Genomic DNA, 19994 nt, shown 5'->3' with positions numbered 1-19994 from the left:
CGAAAACAATTCCAAAATTTACGGCAAATACTCATGAGCAATTATACAGAAGCCGGCCGCCCACCCGATGTGGCGGCCGACGCGGGCAACACCCAACGCGGCAAGGGCTTGGCCAAAGGCCGCCTGGGCCTGCTGGCCAGCGTGGTGCTGGGCATTTCCACCATCGCCCCGGTCTACACCCTGACGGGCGCCCTTGGCCCGACCGTGCGCGAGGTGGGTGCCCACCTGCCCGCCGTATTCATCGTCGGCTTCCTGCCGATGCTGCTGGTGGCCCTGGGCTACCGTGAACTGAACTCGGCAGAACCGGACAGCGGTACTTCGTTTACCTGGTCGGCGCGTGCCTTCGGCCCGATGATCGGCTGGATCGGCGGCTGGGGGCTGGTGGTCGCCACTACCATCGTGCTGTCGAACCTGGCGGGGGTGGCGGTCGATTTCTTCTACCTGTTCCTTGGCCAGATCACCGGCAAGCATGAACTGGCAGCGTTGGCCGACAACCTGCTGATCAACATCAGCACTTGTTGCGTGTTCATCGGCCTGGCCGTGTGGATCTGCTGTCGCGGCATCGCCACCACCATGACCGTGCAGTACGGCCTGGTGGCCCTGCAGTTGCTGGTGCTGATCGGCTTTGCCTTTGCCGCCTTCGGCGGCACCACTGCGCCGCCACCGCTGGAGTTCGATTTCGCCTGGTTCAACCCGTTCGGTGTCGAGTCGTTCTCGGCCTTTGCCGCCGGGCTGTCGCTGTCGATCTTCATCTTCTGGGGCTGGGACACGTGCCTGACCGTCAGCGAAGAGTCGGTGGGCAGCGAAGAGGTGCCGGGCAAGGCCGCTACCTGGACCGTGATGTTGATCCTCGGCCTGTACTTGTTCACCGCCATCGCCACCCTGCAGTTTGCCGGTATCAGCGAAACCGGGCTGGGCCTGAACAACCCGCGCATCCAGGAGAACGTCTTCGCCCACCTGGCCGGCCCGGTCATGGGGCCGCTGGCAATCCTGATGTCCATCGCCGTGCTGGCCAGCACCGCGGCGTCGCTGCAGTCCACCTTCGTGGCACCTGCGCGCACCCTGTTGGCCATGGGTTACTACGGTGCGGTGCCGCAGAAGTTCGCCAGCGTCTGCCCGCGTTCGCAAACCCCGCGCTACGCCACCATCTGCGCCGGCGTGGCAGCAGGCCTGTTCTACGTGACCATGCGTACCCTGAGCGAGAACGTGCTGGCGGATACCATCACCGCGCTGGGCATGATGATCTGCTTCTATTATTCGCTGACCGCGTTCGCCTGCGTCTGGTATTTCCGCGACAGCCTGTTCGACAGCGTGCGCCACTTCATCATGCGTGGCCTGTGCCCGCTGGTCGGTGGGGTGATCCTGTCGGTGATCTTCGCACGGACCGCCATCGACAGCGCCTCGCCGGACTTCGGCAGTGGCTCGCATGTGGGCGGGTTGGGGCTGGTATTCGTGATTGCCGCGATCATCTCGGTGCTCGGCATCGGGCTGATGATGCTGTCGCGCATGCGGGCGCCGGCTTACTTCCTGGGGGCTACCCTGCGCCAGCAGGCTACCCTGCCTTTGCAGGAATAAATAATTGGGGCCGCTCTGCGGCCCTTCGCGGGCACGCCCGCTCCCACAGGTACAGCGCACGCCTCAGGGCGGTGACTAACCTGTGGGAGCGGGCGTGCCCGCGAAGGGCTGCAAAGCAGCCCCAATCGTTTTTCAGCCGATCAACTGCTTCAGTAGAGACCCGTGGCGCTGTTGCTGTTTCTTCAGCACCAGCCGGTTCGAACGGAACACCGCTTTCAAGTCTTCCAGCGCCGCGTCGAAATCATCATTGATGATCAGGTAGTCATACTCGTCGTAGTGCACCATCTCGCTGACCGCTTCCTTCATGCGCCCGGCGATGATCTCTTCGCTGTCCTGCCCGCGGCCGTCCAGGCGCTGACGCAGCGCTTCCTGGCTTGGCGGCAGGATGAACACCGACAATGCCTGCGGCATCAGCTTGCGCACCTGCTGGGCGCCTTGCCAGTCGATCTCCAGGATCAGGTCATAGCCCTGATCCAGGGTCTGCTGCAGCGCACTGCGCGAGGTGCCGTAGAAGTTGCCGAACACTTCGGCATGCTCCAGGAAGTCGCCTTGCTGGATCAGCGCCTTGAACTCCTCGTGGACAACGAAGTGATAGTTCACCCCGTGTTCCTCGCCCGGGCGCATGGCGCGGGTGGTGTGCGAGACCGAGACGCGGATTTGCTGGTCGTCCTTGGTCAGGGCTGTTACCAGGCTGGTCTTGCCGGCGCCCGAAGGGGCCGAAACGATGTAGAGGGTGCCGCTGCTGTGGTTCATGGTCGGGTTGGCCTTACTCGATGTTCTGTACTTGTTCACGCATCTGTTCGATCAATACCTTCAGGTTGACCGCCGCTTGCGTGCTGCGTGGGTCGAAGGCCTTGGAGCCGAGGGTGTTGGCTTCGCGGTTGAGTTCCTGCATCAGGAAGTCCAGGCGTCGGCCGGCGGCGCCACCACCCTTGAGCACGCGGCGCACTTCGGTGACGTGGGTGCTGAGGCGGTCGAGCTCCTCGGCCACGTCGCTCTTCTGGGCCAGCATCACCATTTCCTGCTCCAGGCGCTGCGGGTCGAGTTCGGCCTGCATGTCGCCGAAACGGTCGAGAATCTTCTGCCGCTGCGCCGCCAGCATCTGCGGCACCAGGGCGCGCAGGGTGGTGACTTCGCTGGTCATGTTGTCCAGGCGCTCGTTGATCAGCCGGGCCAATTCCTGGCCTTCGCGCTGGCGGCCGGCCTTGAGTTCGGCCAGTGCTTCGTCGAACAGGGCCATGGCTTCGGCGTTCAGCGCCTGTGGGTCACTGGTGTCGGCCACCAGCACACCCGGCCACGACAGCACTTCCAGCGGGTTCAGCGGTGCCGGCTGCTTGATCAGGCCGGCCACTTCCTCGGCGGCTGCGACCAGCTGTGCCGCGCGCTCGCGGTCTACCTTCAGCGGCTTGCCGTTGCTGTCTTCATTGAGGCGCAGGGTACATTCCACCTTGCCCCGCGAAAGGCCCTGGCGCAGGCCTTCACGCACGGCACCTTCAAGGTCGCGCAGGGCCTCGGGCAGGCGCAGGTGGGGTTCCAGGTAACGGTGGTTGACCGAACGCAGCTCCCAGATCAGGGTGCCTTGGCTGCCGGCGCGCTCGACACGAGCAAAAGCGGTCATGCTGTGCACCATGGGGAGTACCTCGCGTAGATGAATGAACGGTGGGAGCCTCTCGGCTGCAAGGCGCAGGATTGTAGCGCAGTGGGACCTCGGCGCCCAATCCGCCTATGTTACAGAGGGGTGGCCATGGCAGTCGGAAAAGGCGACGGGCTGTGTCGGGCGCGACAATAGGCATGTCTTCCCCGCGCTGCGGGCTCTATAATGCTCGGCAGATTCAAAGTCCCAGTACAGGTATCCCAGATGAAACGTCCAAGTGGTCGCGCCGCCGATCAGCTCCGCTCGATCCGCCTCACCCGCAACTACACCAAGCACGCCGAAGGGTCGGTACTGGTCGAGTTCGGTGACACCAAGGTCATCTGCACGGTCAGCGTGGAAAACGGTGTCCCGCGCTTCCTCAAAGGCCAGGGCCAAGGTTGGCTGACCGCCGAGTACGGCATGCTGCCGCGCTCCACCGGTGAGCGTAACCAGCGCGAAGCCAGCCGTGGCAAGCAGGGTGGCCGCACCCTCGAAATCCAGCGCCTGATCGGCCGTTCGCTGCGCGCCGCGCTGGACATGAGCAAGCTGGGTGACATCACCCTGTATGTCGACTGCGACGTGATCCAGGCCGATGGCGGCACCCGTACTGCGTCCATCACCGGTGCCATGGTCGCCCTGTGCGACGCCTTGGCGGTGATCAAGAAGCGCGGCGGCCTGAAGGGCGGCAACCCGCTCAAGCACATGATTGCTGCCGTGTCGGTAGGCATGTACCAGGGCGAAGCCGTGCTCGACCTGGACTACCCGGAAGACTCCGCTGCCGAAACCGACCTGAACGTGGTGATGACCAGCGCCGGTGGCTTCATCGAAGTGCAGGGCACCGCCGAAGGCGCGCCGTTCCAGCCGGAAGACTTCAACGCCATGCTCGCCCTGGCGCAGAAGGGCATGAACGATATCTTCGAGCTGCAGCAGGCTGCTCTGGCTGACTGACTGTTCCTGTAGATACGAAAAAGCCGACATCAATGTCGGCTTTTTCGTGTTTGAACAGCAATCAGATGGTCAACGTCCAGTCATAGTCCACGATCAGCGGCGCATGCTGGGAGAAGCGCGGCTGACGCGGCAGGCGGGCGTTGCGCACGAAGCGGCGCAGGCCCGGGGTGAGGATCTGGTAGTCGAACCGGTAGCCCAGGTTGAGCATCTCGGCCTGCTCGTTGTCCGGCCACCAGCTGTACTGGTCGCCTTCACGGCTGACTTCGCGCAGGGCATCGACGTAACCCATCTCACCGGTGATCGCATCCATCCAGGCGCGTTCCGGCGCCAGGAAGCCCGGCGACTGCTGGCTGTCACGCCAGTTCTTGATATCGAGCTTCTGCTGCGCCACGTAGAACGAGCCGCAATAGATGTATTCGCGACGTTTGCGACGCTGTTTGTCCAGGTACTTGGCGAAGTCGTCCATCAACTTGAACTTCTGGTTCAAGTCTTCGTCGCCGTTCATGCCCGAAGGCAGCAGCAGGCTGGCAATACTGACTTTGTCGAAATCTGCTTGCAGGTAACGCCCGTAGCGGTCGGCTGTCTCGAAGCCCAGGCCGGTGATGACTGCCTTGGGCTGCATGCGCGAGTAAAGGGCCACACCACCTTGGGCAGGCACCTCCGCGTCGCAGGCATAAAGGAAATAGCCATCGAGCTGGAAAGCTGGGTCATCGAGTTCAAAGGCCGAGGCGCGGGTATCCTGAAGGCAGATGACGTCGGCATTCTGGGCTTGTAGCCAGCTGAGCAAACCACGCTCGGCCGCAGCCTGAATGCCATTTACGTTCACACTGATGATCCGCATAAATGGCCCCAAAAATCTCGTGCGTGTATGATACCCGAGCTCAACCCATTTAGCTAAATCCGTGGTGTCCGGGACTATTCATGCAGCCGTATCAGCGCGACTTTATCCGTTTTGCCATCGATCGCGGGGTACTGCGTTTCGGTGAATTCACCCTGAAATCGGGGCGTACCAGCCCGTATTTCTTCAATGCCGGCCTGTTCAACACCGGTTCTGCATTGGCCGAGCTGGGGCGGTGCTATGCCGCAGCCATCGTCGACAGCAAGATCCCGTTCGACGTGCTGTTCGGCCCGGCCTACAAGGGTATCCCTCTGGCGGCGACCACTGCCGTGGCCCTTGCCGATCAACATCAGCTCGACGTGCCATGGTGCTTCAACCGCAAGGAAGCCAAGGACCACGGCGAAGGCGGCAGCCTGGTCGGCGCGCCGCTGGCCGGTGATGTGCTGATCATCGACGACGTGATCACCGCCGGTACCGCTATCCGCGAGGTCATGCAGATCATCAACGCCCAGCAGGCCAAGGCCGCTGGCGTGCTGATCGCGCTGAACCGCGAAGAGCGTGGCAATGGCGAACTGTCGGCGATCCAGGAAGTGGAACGCGACTTCGGTATCCCGGTGGTCAGCATCGTTTCGCTGACCCAGGTGCTGGAGTTCCTGGCCGATGACCCACAGCTCAAGCAGCATCTGCCGGCTGTCGAGGCTTACCGGGCGCAGTACGGGATCTGATCCTGGCCGGGTAAATAAAAAGGCGACCTTCGTGTGAAGGTCGCCTTTTTTTGTGCCGCCAGTTCCTGCCTCTTCGCGGGCTTGACCGCTCCCACAGGTACCGGGCTGCCTTTGAGCGCGATGAAGATCCTGTGGGAGCTGGCTTGCCGGCGATGAGGCCGGGACAGGTCAACGATCAGCGTGGCTTGCGATTGGTAATCAGGGTACCCACGCCGCTGTCGGTGAAGATTTCCAACAGCACCGCGTTCGGTACGCGGCCGTCGATGATGTGCGAGCTGTTCACGCCGCCCTGCACCGCATCCAGTGCGCACTTGATCTTCGGCAGCATTCCGCCGTAGATGGTGCCGTCGGCGATCAGTTCGTTGACCTGCTCGGTGGTCAGGCCGGTCAGTACCTGGCCCTGCTTGTCCATCAGGCCGGCGATGTTGGTCAGCAGCATCAGCTTCTCGGCTTTCAGCGCCTCGGCTACCTTGCCCGCCACCAGGTCGGCGTTGATGTTGTATGACTCACCGTTGGCGCCCACGCCGATCGGCGCGATCACCGGGATGAAGTCACCCTTCACCAGCATGTTCAGCAGGTCGGTGTTCACGCTCACCACTTCGCCCACGTGGCCGATGTCGATGATTTCGGGGGTGGTCATCTCAGGCGTCTGGCGGCTGACGGTCAGCTTGCGGGCGCGGATCAGCTCCGCGTCCTTGCCGGTCAGGCCGATGGCGCTGCCGCCGTGGCGGTTGATCAGGTTGACGATGTCCTTGTTGACCTGGCCACCCAGCACCATCTCCACCACGTCCATGGTCGCCGAGTCGGTGACACGCATGCCGTCGATGAAGTGGCTTTCGATCGACAGGCGCTTGAGCAGGTCGCCGATCTGCGGGCCACCACCGTGGACCACCACCGGGTTGATGCCCACAGCCTTCATCAGCACGATGTCACGGGCGAAGCCTGTTTTCAGCTCCTCGCTTTCCATCGCGTTGCCGCCGTACTTGATCACCAGGGTCTTGCCGACAAAGCGGCGGATGTAAGGCAGTGCTTCGGACAAAACCTCGGCTACATGGGAAGCGGCATCGCGATCGAGGGTCATGCAGGGCTCCTGTAAGGAACAGATAGTCGGTCAGAACGGCAGTTGCAGCTCAGGCTCAACCCGCAGCAACTGGGTACGGAAAACATCCTTGATACGTTGCAACTCGGCGTCGCTATCGGCCTCGAAGCGCAGCACCAGCACCGGGGTGGTGTTGGAGGCGCGAACCAGGCCCCAGCCGTGGGGATAGTCGACCCGCACACCGTCGATGGTGGTCAGGCTGGCTGCGCCCCAGTCGGCGTCGCGTTGCAGTGCATCAATGATGCTGAATTTACCCTCGTCGGTCACATCAATATTGATTTCCGGCGTGGAAATATCGTTCGGGAAGGCGGCAAACAGGTTTTCGGCGCTCTGCCCGGCCTTGCTGAGGATCTCCAGCAGGCGCGCAGCGCTGTAGATACCATCATCGAAACCGTACCAGCGTTCCTTGATGAAGATGTGACCGCTCATTTCGCCGGCCAGCAGCGAACCGGTCTGTTTCATCTTCTTCTTGATCAACGAATGGCCGGTCTTCCACATCAGTGCGCGGCCGCCGTGCTGTTCGATCAGCGGGGTCAGGCGACGGGTGCATTTGACGTCGAAGATGATCTCGGCGCCCGGGTTGCGTGCCAGCACGTCCTGGGCAAACAGCATCAGCAGGCGGTCCGGGTAGACGATGCTGCCGGTGTTGGTCACCACGCCGACGCGGTCGCCGTCACCGTCGAAGGCCAGGCCGATGTCGGCACCGGTCTCCTTGACCTTGGCGATCAGGTCTTCGAGGTTTTCCGGCTTGCCCGGGTCCGGGTGGTGGTTGGGGAAGTTGCCGTCGACCTCGCAGAACAGCGGGATCACTTCACAGCCCAGGGCTTCGATCAGCTGCGGCGCGACCACGCCGGCAGCGCCGTTGCCGCAGTCCACCACTACTTTGAGTTTTTTGGCCAGTTTCACGTCGCTGACGATCTGCTGGAAATAACGCTCCAGGATTTCGACTTTTTCCACGCGGCCTTCGGCCAAGGTCAGGTCGTTGGTTTTCAGGCGGGTCAGCAGGGCCTGGATCTGTTCATTGGCCAGGGTGTCGCCGGCGATGACGATCTTGAAACCGTTGTAGTCTGACGGGTTGTGGCTGCCGGTCAGCATCACGCCCGACTTGCCGGCCAGCACGTTGGCCGCGTAGTACAGCGCCGGGGTGGGCACCAGGCCGACGTCGCTGACCTGGCAACCGGCGTCGACCAGGCCCTTGATCAGCTGTTCGACCAGCATTGGGCCCGACAGGCGGCCATCGCGGCCTACAGAAACCTGCGGTTCACCCTGAGCCAGGCTCTGCGCGCCGATGGCGCGGCCGATCCAGTAGGCGGTTTCGGCGTGGAGGGTTTTGCCGACCACGCCGCGGATGTCATACGCGCGGAAAATGCTGTCGGGTAGTGCGGCGGGGACCAGGTGGGCCATATCGTTCATCTCTGGAAGCTCCATTAGTCAAAGGCTGTCTGGGCAGGCGCAAACTGAACGCTTGGACGGTGCTTTCGCCAGAGAGTTCGCCATCCTTGGCCTGAACGGTCATTTGCCGGCTCAGTGGCTGCCAGAGTGACCGAAGCCGCCAGCGCCACGCTGGCTTTCATCGAACGCTTCGACGATGTTGAAGTGGGCCTGTACCACCGGGACCAGCACCAGCTGGGCGATACGTTCGCCAACCGCGATGGTGAACGGCGTATTGCCACGGTTCCAGCACGACACCATCAGCTCGCCTTGGTAGTCCGAGTCGATCAGGCCGACCAGGTTGCCCAGCACGATGCCGTGCTTATGGCCCAGGCCCGAGCGCGGCAGGATCATCGCCGCCAGGCCCGGGTCGCCGATGTAGATCGACAGGCCGGTAGGGATCAGCAGGGTCTGGCCTGGCTCGAGGACGGTGTCCTCCTTGAGCAGGGCGCGCAGGTCCAGGCCGGCGGAGCCGGGGGTGGCGTAGGCCGGCAGGGGGAATTCGGTACCCAGGCGTGGGTCGAGGATCTTGGCTTGAAGAGCGTGCATGTAACTTATTGAACCTGATTGAGCCGATCGGCGATGAAGGCGACCAGTTGCCGGGCGATCTTGCCCTTGCTGGTCTGCGCGAAGAGGGTCTGGTGCTGCTGGCGGTCGATCACGGTCAAGGCGTTTTCTTCGCTGTTGAAGCCGATGCTGGGGTTGGCCACATCATTGGCGACGATCAGGTCGAGGTTCTTGTCCTTGAGCTTGCGCGTGGCGTAATCGAGCAGGTGTTCGGTTTCGGCGGCGAAGCCGACGCTGAACGGGCGGTCGCTGCGGCCAGCAATGGTGGCAAGGATATCGGGATTGCGCACCATCTGCAGCAGCATGCCGTCGCCGGTCGTAGGATCTTTCTTCAACTTTTGCGTGGCAACGACCTCCGGGCGGTAGTCCGCAACCGCCGCCGAGGCGATGAACAGGTCGCACGGCATGGCCGCTTCACAGGCCGCGAGCATGTCCCGCGCGCTGACCACGTCGATGCGGCTGACCCGGTCGGGGGTTGGCAGGTGCACAGGGCCGGTAACGAGGGTGACCCGAGCCCCGGCCTCGGCAGCCGCTTCGGCCAAGGCGAAGCCCATCTTGCCGGAGCTATGATTGGTGATGTAGCGCACCGGGTCGATGTTTTCCTGGGTCGGGCCGGCGGTGATCAGCACGTGCTTGCCGGTCAGCGCCTGGCGCTTGAAGCTTTCTGCGGCGCACCAGGCCAGGTCGGTGGCTTCGAGCATGCGGCCCAGGCCCACGTCGCCACAGGCCTGGCTGCCGGACGCCGGGCCGAACACCTGGATGCCACGGCTCTTGAGCAGTTCGAGGTTGGCCTGGGTAGCCGGGTCGCGCCACATGGCCTGGTTCATGGCCGGGGCTACGGCGACGGTGGCGTCAGTGGCCAGCACCAGCGTGGTCAGCAGGTCGTCGGCCATGCCTTGGGCCATGCGCGCCATGAGGTCGGCCGTGGCCGGGGCGATCAGCACCAGGTCGGCCCACTTGGCCAGTTCGATATGGCCCATGGCCGCTTCTGCGGCAGGGTCAAGCAGGTCCATGTGCACCGGGTGGCCCGACAGCGCCTGCAGGGTCAGCGGGGTGATGAACTCGGCACCACCACGGGTCATGACGACGCGCACCTGCGCGCCGTGCTCCAGGAGACGGCGGATCAGCTCGGCGCTTTTGTAGGCGGCAATGCCGCCACCCACGCCGAGAACGATGCGCTTGCGATACAGCCGCTGCATAGGCTTGCCTTTTTCCAGTGAGAGCGGGCGGCGACGTTTGAAATTGCCTGCGGCAGTACGTCGCATGTACGAGGCGAAATAGATTAACACAGGGTCGAAATGGGCCGCAGCAAGGGCAGGGGGTGGGGATGAATATCAGGGAATGGCCGGCGCAAGAACGGCCGCGGGAGAAGTTGCTGCTGCGCGGGGCTGCTGCGCTCTCGGATGCAGAGTTGCTCGCCGTATTGCTGGGCTCGGGGGTTGCCGGGCGCAATGTGCTGGACCTTGCGCGAGGGCTGCTGGTGCGTTTTGGCGGGCTGAGGCAGTTTCTTGAGGCCGAACGCGAAGCGGTGCTGCGCGAGCCGGGCATTGGCACTGTGAAATACGCACAGTTACAGGCGCTGTTGGAGATTGGTCGGCGTTATCTGGATGAGAACCTCGAGCGCGCACCGGCGCTAGAGGGACCAGCGGCGGTGCGGCGCTATCTCAAGGCCATGTTGCGCCATGAGATCAGTGAGGTGTTCGGTTGCCTGTTTCTGGATACCAAGCACCGCCCATTGGCGTTTGAGATCCTGTTCAGGGGCACGATAGACCGGGCCAGTGTCTACCCACGGGAGGTAGTGCGCCGGGCACTGCTGCACAACGCGGCGGCGATGATCCTGTGCCACAACCACCCTTCAGGCAACAACGAGCCGAGCCAGGACGATGTGCATCTGACCTTGTCGCTGAAGCGGGGGTTGGCGTTGATCGACGTGCGGGTGCTGGACCACATCATCATCGGCGACGGGGAGCCGTTGTCGATGGTCGAGCATGGGTGGATTGTGGCTTAGGCCTTGGTACTGCCTGTGCTGGCCTTCTCGCGGGCAAGCCCGCGAGAAGGCCAGCACAGGGTTACTTGGTCACCGACACCTTGCTGAAATCCAGCCGCCCGAAGGGGCTCACCTGGTACCCCTCCACACCTTGGCGCAGCAGCGTCGCCGCCTTCGGGTGCGCCAGCGGTACCCACAGCGCCTGTTGCTGGATCAACGTCTGCGCCTGCTGGTACAGCCGGCTACGCACACTCTGGTCGTTGGTGGTGCGCCCGGCGCTGATCAGCTGGTCCAGGCGGTTGTCGCAGAAGCGGGCAAAGTTGGTCCCCGACTCGACCGCAGCGCAGGAAAACTGCGGGCTGAGGAAGTTGTCCGGGTCGCCGTTGTCGCCCGCCCAGCCCATGAACAGCAGGTCGTGCTCGCCGGCCTTGGCGCGGCGGATCAACTCGCCCCATTCGATTACGCGGATCTCGGCCTTGACGCCGATCTTGGCCAGGTCGGCCTGCAGCATCTGCGCACCAAGGCTGGGGTTGGGGTTGAGCAGGCTGCCCGACGGGCGGGTCCAGATGGTAGTGCTGAAGCCATCGCCCAGGCCGGCCTTGGTCAGCAGGGCCTTGGCTTTCTTCAGGTCCAGCGGGTAGCCGGGCAAGTCCTTGGCATAGCTCCAGGTGCTGGGCGGGTAGGGGCCGTTGGCGGCCACTGCGGAGCCTTCGAACACGGCCTTGAGGTAGGCCTGCTTGTCGAACGCCAGGTTGATGGCCTGGCGCACTTCCGGTTTGTCCAGTGGCGGGTGCTGGCTGTTGATGGCGACGAAGGCGGTCATGAAGGCCGGGGTGGTGGCCACCTTGAGGTTGCCGTCCTTGCCCGCTTCGGCAATGTCCAGCGGCTTGGGCGACAGGGCCACCTGGCACTCGCCACGCTTGAGCTTCTGCAGGCGCACGTTGGCATCGGTGGTGATGGCGAAAATCAGCGGGTCGACCGCCGGCTTGCCGGCAAAGTAGTCAGGGTTGGCGCGATAGCGCACCACGGCGTCTTTCTGGAAGCGCTGGAAGACGAACGGCCCGGTGCCGATCGGCTGGTTGTTGAGCTTCTCGGGCGTGCCGGCCTTCAGCAGCTTGTCGGCATATTCGGCGGAGTAGATCGAGGCGAAGCCCATGCTCAGCGTGGCCAGGAATGTGGCGTCCGGGTGGCTGAGGGTGAAGCGCACGGTGTTTGGCGCCGGCGCCTCGATTGCCTTGATCAGGCTGCCCAGTTGCAGCGACTGGGCATGCGGGTAGCCACCCGGTGCGGTCTTGTGCCAGGCATGGGCGGGGTAGAGCATGCGCTGGAAGCTGAACAGCACGTCGTCGGCGTTCAGCTCACGGCCTGGCTTGAAGTAGGGGGTGGTGTGGAATTTCACGCCATCGCGCAGGGTGAAATCATACACCAGCCCGTCGGCCGACACTGTCCAGCTGGCTGCCAGGCTCGGCACCACCTTGCCTTGCGCCGCGTCGAACTCCACCAGGCGGTTCATCAGCACGTCAGCTGTGGCGTTGGTGGTGGTCAGCGAGTTGTACTGCACCACGTCAAAGCCTTCGGGGCTGGCTTCGCTGCAAACGCTCAGCGGCGCGGCCTGGGCTACGCCGGCAGCGAACAGGGCGCCGGCGGCGAACAGTGAGTTGAACAATAAGGAAAGGGCGGCAGCACGCATGGTGGCTCCTTGGCTGTCGGTGGCCCATCTGCCAGTGCAGTCTGGAAAAGGCCTACCCTAGTGTGCCTGCCGGTAAATGACCACACCCTTTTTTACAAATATGGCGACGAGCGGTCGACGGCTGACGGGGCCTGCCGCTATGCTGGCCCGGCGCGTTCTGGCTTGCGGCAATGTGTATCTACTGTTGTTGCAGGCAAGTCTTTCTGGTATAAAGCAGCGCTCTTTTCTAGGGGCTCGGCCTGTCGCATAAGCGGATCCGGTCGATAAGACCTCCAGAATCACGGCGCCCAGGCGCCAAAGACTGAGAGATTAAGCGGCCAACCCATGCCGGGTTGGGCATGTGGTTTTAGAGGGCTGAGTCATGTCGAGAGTCTGTCAAGTTACTGGTAAGGGTCCAGTAACCGGGAACAACATTTCCCACGCAAACAACAAAACCCGTCGTCGTTTCCTGCCGAACCTGCAGCACCACCGTTTCTGGGTTGAATCCGAGAAGCGTTTCGTGCGTCTGCGCGTTTCCGCCAAGGGCATGCGTATCATCGACAAGCGCGGCATCGACGCCGTTCTGGTTGACATCCGTAAAGCTGGCGCCAAGGTTTAAGGGAGAACATCATGCGTGAATTGATCCGTCTGGTTTCGAGTGCCGGTACCGGCCACTTCTACACCACCGACAAGAACAAGCGCACCACCCCGGACAAAATCGAGATCAAGAAATATGATCCGGTTGTTCGCAAGCACGTGGTGTACAAGGAAGCCAAGATCAAGTAATTGATCGGCGACCTGAAAAAAACCCGCATCCGAAAGGACGCGGGTTTTTTTATGGCTGCACGGGCGTCAGATCATTTCTGCTCGAACATCACATAGATCTTGCGGCAAGGCTCCAGCACCTCCCAGGTGCCCTTGAAACCGGCCGGGATGACAAACCGATCACCGGTACGCAGGGTCTTGGCACCACCGTCCTGGTCGCGCAGCACCGAAACGCCATGGACGATCTCGCAGTACTCGTGCTCGGTGTAGTTCACCGTCCACTGCCCCACCTCACCTTCCCATACGCCCGCGGCAAACTGCCCGCAAGGGCTGGAGTAGTGGTTATAGACCGCTTGGTCTGGCTCGCCCTTGAGGATTTTTTCCGCCGCCGGGCGGTAGCGTTCGGCCTCGGTGATGACCTGCGCGAAGTCGATGATGCTGTCGATTCTCATGGTGCGGCTCCTGTTTTTGTTTAATAAAATGAACATCAGTAGGCTTTTGAGCCTTTCGTGTCAAATATATTGATAGTTTACACCGGCTGGTTTAGGGTATCGCTTGCCAGTGTGCGCTCGTCGCCCGGCCAGAATTCTGACAACGCCTGTGAGTCCTCAGTGCGGCGTTGCACCTAAACAAGAGGAGGAGTTTCGTATGACTACCCTGACCCGTGCGGACTGGGAACAACGTGCCCAGCAACTGAAGATCGAAGGCCGCGCCTTCATCAACGGCGAATACACCGATGCCGCATCCGGTGAAACCTTCGAGTGCCTGAGCCCGGTCGACGGACGCTTCCTGGCCAAGGTTGCCAGCTGCGACCTGGCCGATGCCAACCGTGCTGTGGAAAACGCCCGCGCCACCTTCAACGCTGGCGTGTGGTCGCAGCTGGCCCCGGCCAAGCGCAAGGCCAAGCTGATCCGCTTCGCCGACCTGCTGCGCAAGAACGTTGAAGAGCTGGCGCTGCTTGAAACCCTGGACATGGGCAAGCCGATTGGCGACTCCTCCAGCATCGACATCCCGGGTGCGGCGCAAGCCATTCACTGGACTGCCGAAGCCATCGACAAGGTCTACGACGAAGTCGCCCCGACCCCGCACGACCAGCTTGGCCTGGTTACCCGCGAGCCGGTAGGTGTGGTCGGTGCCATCGTACCGTGGAACTTCCCGCTGCTGATGGCCTGCTGGAAACTCGGCCCAGCGCTGGCTACCGGTAACTCGGTGGTGCTCAAGCCGTCCGAAAAATCGCCGCTGACCGCCATCCGCATCGCCCAACTGGCGATCGAAGCCGGTATCCCGGCTGGCGTGCTGAACGTGCTGCCAGGCTATGGCCACACCGTAGGCAAGGCCCTGGCCCTGCACATGGACGTCGACACCCTGGTGTTCACAGGTTCGACCAAGATCGCCAAGCAGCTGATGGTGTATGCAGGCGAATCGAACATGAAGCGCATCTGGCTGGAAGCCGGTGGCAAGAGCCCGAACATCGTCTTCGCCGACGCGCCGGACCTGCAAGCTGCTGCCGAAGCCGCTGCCAGCGCCATCGCCTTCAACCAGGGCGAAGTGTGCACCGCAGGCTCGCGCCTGCTGGTCGAGCGTTCGATCAAGGACAAGTTCCTGCCGATGGTGGTCGAGGCCCTGAAAGGCTGGAAGCCAGGCAACCCGCTGGACCCGCAGACCACTGTTGGTGCCCTGGTTGACACCCAGCAGATGAACACCGTGCTGTCGTACATCGAGGCTGGCCACAAGGACGGCGCCAAGCTGCTGGCCGGCGGCAAGCGCACCCTGGAAGAGACTGGCGGCACCTACGTCGAGCCGACCATCTTCGACGGCGTGACCAATGCCATGCGCATTGCCCAAGAAGAAATCTTCGGCCCGGTGCTGTCGGTGATTGCCTTCGACACCGCCGAAGAGGCCATCGCCATTGCCAACGACACGCCATACGGCCTGGCCGCTGGCATCTGGACGTCGGACATTTCCAAGGCCCACAAGACCGCCCGTGCCGTGCGCGCTGGCAGCGTCTGGGTCAACCAGTACGACGGCGGCGACATGACCGCACCGTTCGGTGGCTTCAAGCAGTCGGGCAACGGCCGTGACAAGTCGCTGCATGCGCTGGAGAAATACACCGAGCTGAAGGCGACCTGGATCAAGCTGTAACTCCAGGGGGCCGCGTTGCGGCCCAATCGCCGGCAAGTCAGCTCCCACAGGTTCTTCGCAGCCCGCAAGGCCTCCGTTGTACCTGTGGGAGCCCGGCTTGCCGGCGATGGGCTGCACAGCAGCCCCAACAATAGCCGGGTCGGCTCACGCTGACCCGGCTTCGTCGTTTTTGCTGTTCACGAATTCTGCCTGGGAGGCTGCAATGCGTTGGGGTACCTACTTCGCCGTACTGGCATCGGTGCTCAGTGTCGGGCTGGCGCTTGGCGTGAGCATGCCGCTGGTGTCCCTGCGCCTGGAGGCCTGGGGCTACGGCAGCTTTGCCATCGGTGTGATGGCGGCGATGCCGGCGCTGGGCGTACTGGCCGGTGCCAGCCTGGCCAGCCGCCTGGCAGGCTGGGTTGGCGTGCCCTCGGCGATGCGCCTGTGCCTGTGGGGTGGGGCGCTGTCGATCGGCCTGCTGGCCCTGTTGCCAAGCTACCCGCTGTGGCTGCTGCTGCGGCTGATGATCGGCATGTCCCTGACCGTGGTGTTCATCCTCGGCGAAAGCTGGATCAATCAGCTGGTGGTCGAGCAGTGGCGTGGCCGCCTGGTGGCGTTGTACGGCAGCAGCTACGCCTTGAGCCAGCTGGCCGGGCCGCTGGTGCTGGGCTTTCTCGGCTCCGATGACGACTTCGGTTTCTGGGCCGCGACGGGCCTGCTGCTGGTCGCGCCGCTGATCCTGCTGGGGCGTGGCGGTGCACCGAGCACGGAAGCCTGCAACGTTACCTTCGGCGACCTGTTCCGTTTCTGCCGGCGTTTGCCGGTGATCGCCTGGGCCATTGCCCTGTTCGCTTCGTTCGAGGCGATGATCCTTACCTTGCTGCCGGTGTATTGCCTGCAGCAGGGCTTCACCACCGAGATCGCCCTGTTCATGGTCAGTACCGTGGTGGTGGGGGATGCGGTGCTGCAGTTGCCCATCGGCGCGTTGGCCGATCATATGTCGCGCCGCACCCTGTTCACCGGCTGCGCGGTGACGTTGCTGGTGTCCAGCCTGGCGATTCCGCTCTTGCTGCATACCCCGGCGATCTGGCCATTGTGGGTGTTGTTCGGGGCCAGTGCAGGGGGCTTGTTCACCTTGTCGCTGGTGCTGATTGGCGAGCGCTACCGTGATGATGCGCTGGTGCGGGCCAACGCCCATGTTGCGCAGCTGTGGGGTATTGGTTGCCTGCTCGGGCCGTTGCTGGCGGGGGCGGGGAGCCAGTGGGTCAGTGGGCATGCGCTGCTGTGGCTGATGGCGGCGGGGGCTGCGGGGCTGGTGGTGTTGACTCAGCGGCGTGGGGCGTTTGAACCGGTTTCTGCCTGATGGATTTTGGGGCCGCTTTGCGGCCCTTTCGCGACGCAAGGCCGCTCCCACATTGATCGGTGTACACCGTACCCTTGTGGGGGCGGCCTGGTGTCGCGATGGGCTGCGAAGCAGCCCCAACGATAGCGGCTACAACATCTTCTCCAAGCCAACCGCCTTGCTGATCCAGGCATTGAACCGCCGCCACATCCCACCCGGTTCAGACGTCAGTACGTGCCGCTGGCCATTGTCCTCGGTGGCCCACACCAGCTTGTCACCCATCAATTTCACCTGATAGCTCAGCGCGGGCGCCATGCCCTGTTGGGCCAGTTCGCGTGTGTATTCGGCCAGCTCCGGGCTGTCTACCAGCACCCCGACCTCGGTGTTCCACAGCACTGAACGTGGGTCGAAGTTGAACGAGCCTATGAAGGTCTTGCGCCGGTCGAAAACGATCGCCTTGGTGTGCAGGCTCGAATCCGAGCTACCACGGAAGCTCAACCGCCCTGCGCTGGGATCGCCTGGCTGGCGGCGAAGCTCGTAAAGCTCCACCCCGTGCTCAAGCAAGGCCCGGCGATAGGGTGCATAGCCGCCATGCACCGCCGGCACGTCGGTGGCTTCCAGCGAGTTGGTCAGCAGTTTCACCGAAACGCCGGCGTCGGCGCGGCCGGTCAGGTACAGCAGCCCCGGTTCACCCGGCACAAAGTAGGCCGAAGCCAGGATCAGCTCGTGGTGCACGTTGGCCAGGTCTGGTGCCAGTTGCTGGCTCAGCAGCAGTTGCGGGTCTGGCTCGTCGTCAGCCAACACCTTGCTTGGGGCATCCCATAGCGCTTGGGCGTGTGCCCAGATCAGCTCGTTGCGCCACACATCGAGGCGCGGTTGCGACTGGTAGGCCATCAAGCGGTCATACAGGGCTTTGCGCTGGGTGCGCGCCTCGGCCAGGGACACTTCCAGGCGATGGCGGCTGGCACGCAGGTCGTTGGCATCCGGCTCACGCCAGAGGAAGTCGGTGATCGGCCGGCTGAGGGCGCTGTTCCAGTATTGGTCGAAACTGTGCCCCAACTGCTCGGCCACCGGGCCTATACCCAGCAGGTCGATGTCGGTGAAGTTGAGGTTGGGCTCGGCATCGAAATACTCGTCGCCAAGGTTACGCCCGCCGACAATTGCCATGCTGTTGTCCACCAGGAACAGCTTGTTGTGCATGCGCCGGTGCTGGCGCGACAGGTTGAACAGCCGGCCCATGGCGCGCGTTACGCCTGTGCTGCGGCCCAGGTGCAGCGGGTTGAACACGCGGATCTGGATGTTGGGGTGGGCATCGAGGGTGCCCATGATGGTGTCCAGGCCATCGCTGGTGGTGTCGTCCAGCAGGATGCGCACACGCACGCCACGGTCGGCGGCACGCAGCAGTTCATGCACCAGGGCGCGGGTGCTGAGGCCGTCGTGGACGATGTAGTACTGCAGGTCGATGCTCGCTTGGGCGTTGCGGATCAGTTCGGCACGGGCGCGGAACGCTTCATTGCTGTTGGGCAGCAGGCGAAAGCCCGAACGGCCGCCGTAGGGTGCTGCCTGGCGCAGTACCGAGCGGCCGAAGGCGGAGTCATTGGCGGGCAGCGCCTGGCTGGTTTCGCGGGGCGAGCTGACGCTGGCGCAGCCGGCAAGGCCGAGCAGCAGCACCAGCAGCAGAGGCAAGGCGTGCTGGAGTCTCAAGGGTGGATCGTCCTGTGCAGCAAGGGCTTTGGGGTTGGACCGTGGCGGGCGGCGCAAAGTTACGCGTGAGCGCTTTCTTCATCCAGTAGACGAAGGGCGGTTTCCCCTACCTTGCGCACGGCAGCCTCGATCTGCGGCGTCGGCCGCGCGGCGAAGTTCATGCGCAGGCAGTGGCGAAACTTGCCCGAGGCCGAGAAGATGCTGCCCACCGCAACTTGCACACCTTGCTCCAGTAAAGCCCGGTTCAGGCGCAGCGTATCGAAATGTTCGGGTAGTTCCACCCACAGCATGAAGCCACCCTGGGGGCGGCTGACGCGGGTGCCCGGCGGGAAGTAGCTGTTTACCCATTCGCTCATCAGGTCTCGGCCACGCTGGTATTGGCTGCGCATGCGCCGCACGTGGGGCTGGTAGTGGCCGCCGGCGATGAAGTCGGCGATGGCCAGCTGCGGCTGGCTGGCGCTGCTGCCGGTGCTGATGTACTTCATGTGCAGCACCCGCTCCAGGTAGCGCCCGGGCGCCACCCAGCCTACACGCAGGCCGGGAGCGAGGGTCTTGGAAAACGAGCTGCAGAACAGCACGCGGCCATCGTCGTCGAACGACTTGAGCGTACGCGGGCGCGGGTAGGTGTACGCCAGGTCGCCGTACACATCGTCCTCCAGAATCGCCACGTCGTAGCGCTGGGCCAGGCTCAGCAGGGCCTTCTTGCGGGCCTCGGGCATGATGTAGCCGAGCGGGTTGTTGCAGCTGGGGGTGATCTGGATGAGCTTGATCGGCCACTGTTCCAGCGCCAGTTCCAACGCCTCCAGGCTGATGCCGGTCACCGGGTCTGTGGGGATTTCCAGCGCCTTCATGCCCAGGCCCTTCAGGGTTTGCATGGCACCGTGGAAGCTGGGCGAGTCGACCACGACGATGTCGCCTGGCTCGCAAACCGCACGAATGCTGCACGACAGCGCCTCGTGGCAACCGGTGGTCACGACCAGGTCGGCCGGGCTCAGGCGGCAACCGGAGTCGAGCATCAGCCGCGCCACCTGCTCACGCAGGGCCAGGTTGCCGTGGATGTTGTCGTAATACAGGCCAGGCATGTCCTGGCGCCGGCTCAGCTGAGCCAGGCTACGCAACAGCGGCTTGAGGGTAGGGCTGTTGATGTCGGGCATGCCACGGCCGAGCTGGACCACATCCTGGCGCGGCGTGCTGCGGATCAGCTCCAGCACTTGTTCCCACTGCGAGATATCCACCGGGCGCTGGGCCGGGCGGCTGACGGCGGGCAGCGCTGGCAGGTGGCGGCGGTCGCTGACGAAGTAGCCGGATTTGGGCTTGGGCGAGACCATGCCGCCGTCTTCCAACATGCGATAGGCCTGCTGCACGGTGCTCAGGCTTACTCCGTGTTCCACACTCAGGGCGCGCACCGATGGCAGGCGCTGGCCGGGGCGATACAGGCCTTGCTCGATACGGGCGCCGAGCAGTTCGGCCAGGTTCAGGTAGAGGGTCACGGCATACTCCTGCGCTGCATTGGCATAGCGACCGGTACAGTTGGGCTGAAAATACAGCATTCAGTCGGCCGACGGCCAATTCTGTATGGGAATAATAAGG

The 19994-nt window shown here is 63.3% G+C and carries 18 protein-coding genes and 1 pseudogene; 8 read left to right on the top strand and 11 right to left on the bottom strand.

Annotated elements, in window-relative coordinates; translation table 11 throughout:
- Positions 1–33 precede the first annotated feature (33 nt).
- On the top strand, positions 34–1575 hold the full coding sequence (locus tag WF331_RS14100; protein WP_016502229.1) for an APC family permease: 1542 nt from the start codon (positions 34–36) through the stop codon (positions 1573–1575).
- A gap of 132 nt (positions 1576–1707) precedes the next feature.
- On the opposite strand, the gene gmk is transcribed toward WF331_RS14100, so the two are convergent.
- Positions 1708–2328, bottom strand: coding sequence for a guanylate kinase (gmk, locus tag WF331_RS14095; protein WP_016502228.1), 621 nt, complete (start codon positions 2326–2328; stop codon positions 1708–1710).
- A 13-nt stretch (positions 2329–2341) separates the two neighbouring features.
- Positions 2342–3205: a YicC/YloC family endoribonuclease gene (locus WF331_RS14090; RefSeq protein ID WP_016502227.1), complete on the bottom strand. Its 864-nt coding sequence runs from the start codon at positions 3203–3205 to the stop codon at positions 2342–2344.
- 228 nt (positions 3206–3433) lie between these two features.
- Between WF331_RS14090 and rph the strand changes: the two genes are divergently transcribed.
- Entirely contained in the window at positions 3434–4156 is a 723-nt protein-coding gene (gene rph, locus WF331_RS14085) for a ribonuclease PH (RefSeq protein ID WP_284359231.1), read from the top strand.
- A 61-nt stretch (positions 4157–4217) separates the two neighbouring features.
- On the opposite strand, the gene WF331_RS14080 is transcribed toward rph, so the two are convergent.
- Entirely contained in the window at positions 4218–4997 is a 780-nt protein-coding gene (locus tag WF331_RS14080; protein ID WP_003253401.1) for an exodeoxyribonuclease III, read from the bottom strand.
- Between the two features lie 80 nt (positions 4998–5077).
- Here WF331_RS14080 and pyrE point away from each other — a divergent pair, with 80 nt between their 5' ends.
- Positions 5078–5719 carry an orotate phosphoribosyltransferase gene (gene pyrE, locus WF331_RS14075; protein ID WP_003253405.1) on the top strand — a complete coding sequence of 214 codons (642 nt, stop codon included), beginning with the start codon at positions 5078–5080 and terminating at the stop codon, positions 5717–5719.
- Positions 5720–5894: 175 nt separating this feature from the next.
- On the opposite strand, the gene argB is transcribed toward pyrE, so the two are convergent.
- From argB to coaBC, 4 genes and pseudogenes are all read right to left on the bottom strand, one after another.
- The gene (gene argB, locus WF331_RS14070; protein WP_004575216.1) at positions 5895–6800 is read right to left on the bottom strand and encodes an acetylglutamate kinase; all 906 of its coding nucleotides are present in this window, start codon (positions 6798–6800) and stop codon (positions 5895–5897) included.
- A gap of 30 nt (positions 6801–6830) precedes the next feature.
- Positions 6831–8198: pseudogene (locus tag WF331_RS14065) on the bottom strand (phosphomannomutase/phosphoglucomutase); the annotation flags it as partial.
- Positions 8199–8342: 144 nt separating this feature from the next.
- Positions 8343–8798 (bottom strand): dUTP diphosphatase, encoded by a 456-nt coding sequence (gene dut, locus WF331_RS14060; RefSeq protein ID WP_016502225.1) that lies wholly within the window; start codon positions 8796–8798, stop codon positions 8343–8345.
- Positions 8799–8803: 5 nt separating this feature from the next.
- On the bottom strand, positions 8804–10015 hold the full coding sequence (coaBC, locus tag WF331_RS14055; protein ID WP_016489816.1) for a bifunctional phosphopantothenoylcysteine decarboxylase/phosphopantothenate--cysteine ligase CoaBC: 1212 nt from the start codon (positions 10013–10015) through the stop codon (positions 8804–8806).
- Between the two features lie 128 nt (positions 10016–10143).
- On the opposite strand from coaBC, the gene radC reads away from it, so the two are divergent.
- Positions 10144–10824 (top strand): RadC family protein, encoded by a 681-nt coding sequence (radC, locus tag WF331_RS14050; protein ID WP_174370589.1) that lies wholly within the window; start codon positions 10144–10146, stop codon positions 10822–10824.
- A gap of 61 nt (positions 10825–10885) precedes the next feature.
- On the opposite strand, the gene WF331_RS14045 is transcribed toward radC, so the two are convergent.
- Complete coding sequence (locus WF331_RS14045; protein WP_084967367.1) at positions 10886–12493, bottom strand: ABC transporter substrate-binding protein; 1608 nt, start codon at positions 12491–12493, stop codon at positions 10886–10888.
- Between the two features lie 361 nt (positions 12494–12854).
- On the opposite strand from WF331_RS14045, the gene rpmB reads away from it, so the two are divergent.
- Together rpmB and rpmG are read left to right on the top strand one after the other, a co-directional pair.
- On the top strand, positions 12855–13091 hold the full coding sequence (rpmB, locus tag WF331_RS14040; RefSeq protein WP_003253504.1) for a 50S ribosomal protein L28: 237 nt from the start codon (positions 12855–12857) through the stop codon (positions 13089–13091).
- A gap of 11 nt (positions 13092–13102) precedes the next feature.
- On the top strand, positions 13103–13258 hold the full coding sequence (gene rpmG / locus WF331_RS14035) for a 50S ribosomal protein L33 (RefSeq protein ID WP_003253507.1): 156 nt from the start codon (positions 13103–13105) through the stop codon (positions 13256–13258).
- 71 nt (positions 13259–13329) lie between these two features.
- Here the strand turns inward: rpmG and WF331_RS14030 are convergent, their stop codons facing one another.
- A complete protein-coding gene (locus WF331_RS14030) occupies positions 13330–13689 on the bottom strand; it encodes a cupin domain-containing protein (RefSeq protein WP_016502222.1) in 360 nt (119 codons plus the stop codon).
- A gap of 196 nt (positions 13690–13885) precedes the next feature.
- On the opposite strand from WF331_RS14030, the gene WF331_RS14025 reads away from it, so the two are divergent.
- Positions 13886–15379, top strand: coding sequence for an aldehyde dehydrogenase (locus tag WF331_RS14025; protein WP_016489812.1), 1494 nt, complete (start codon positions 13886–13888; stop codon positions 15377–15379).
- Between the two features lie 202 nt (positions 15380–15581).
- Positions 15582–16721 carry an MFS transporter gene (locus WF331_RS14020; protein WP_016502221.1) on the top strand — a complete coding sequence of 380 codons (1140 nt, stop codon included), beginning with the start codon at positions 15582–15584 and terminating at the stop codon, positions 16719–16721.
- 129 nt (positions 16722–16850) lie between these two features.
- On the opposite strand, the gene WF331_RS14015 is transcribed toward WF331_RS14020, so the two are convergent.
- Together WF331_RS14015 and WF331_RS14010 are read right to left on the bottom strand one after the other, a co-directional pair.
- Positions 16851–18404, bottom strand: coding sequence for a phospholipase D family protein (locus WF331_RS14015; protein ID WP_340623011.1), 1554 nt, complete (start codon positions 18402–18404; stop codon positions 16851–16853).
- 59 nt (positions 18405–18463) lie between these two features.
- Positions 18464–19894, bottom strand: a complete 1431-nt coding sequence (locus WF331_RS14010) for an aminotransferase-like domain-containing protein (RefSeq protein WP_340623010.1) — start codon at positions 19892–19894, stop codon at positions 18464–18466.
- Positions 19895–19994 lie beyond the last annotated feature (100 nt).

Source organism: Pseudomonas sp. YNh, assembly GCF_037993085.1.
Taxonomy (GTDB): domain Bacteria; phylum Pseudomonadota; class Gammaproteobacteria; order Pseudomonadales; family Pseudomonadaceae; genus Aquipseudomonas; species Aquipseudomonas putida.
Note: the sequence above shows the minus strand (reverse complement) of the source record. Positions and strands in the feature narration are given on the sequence as shown.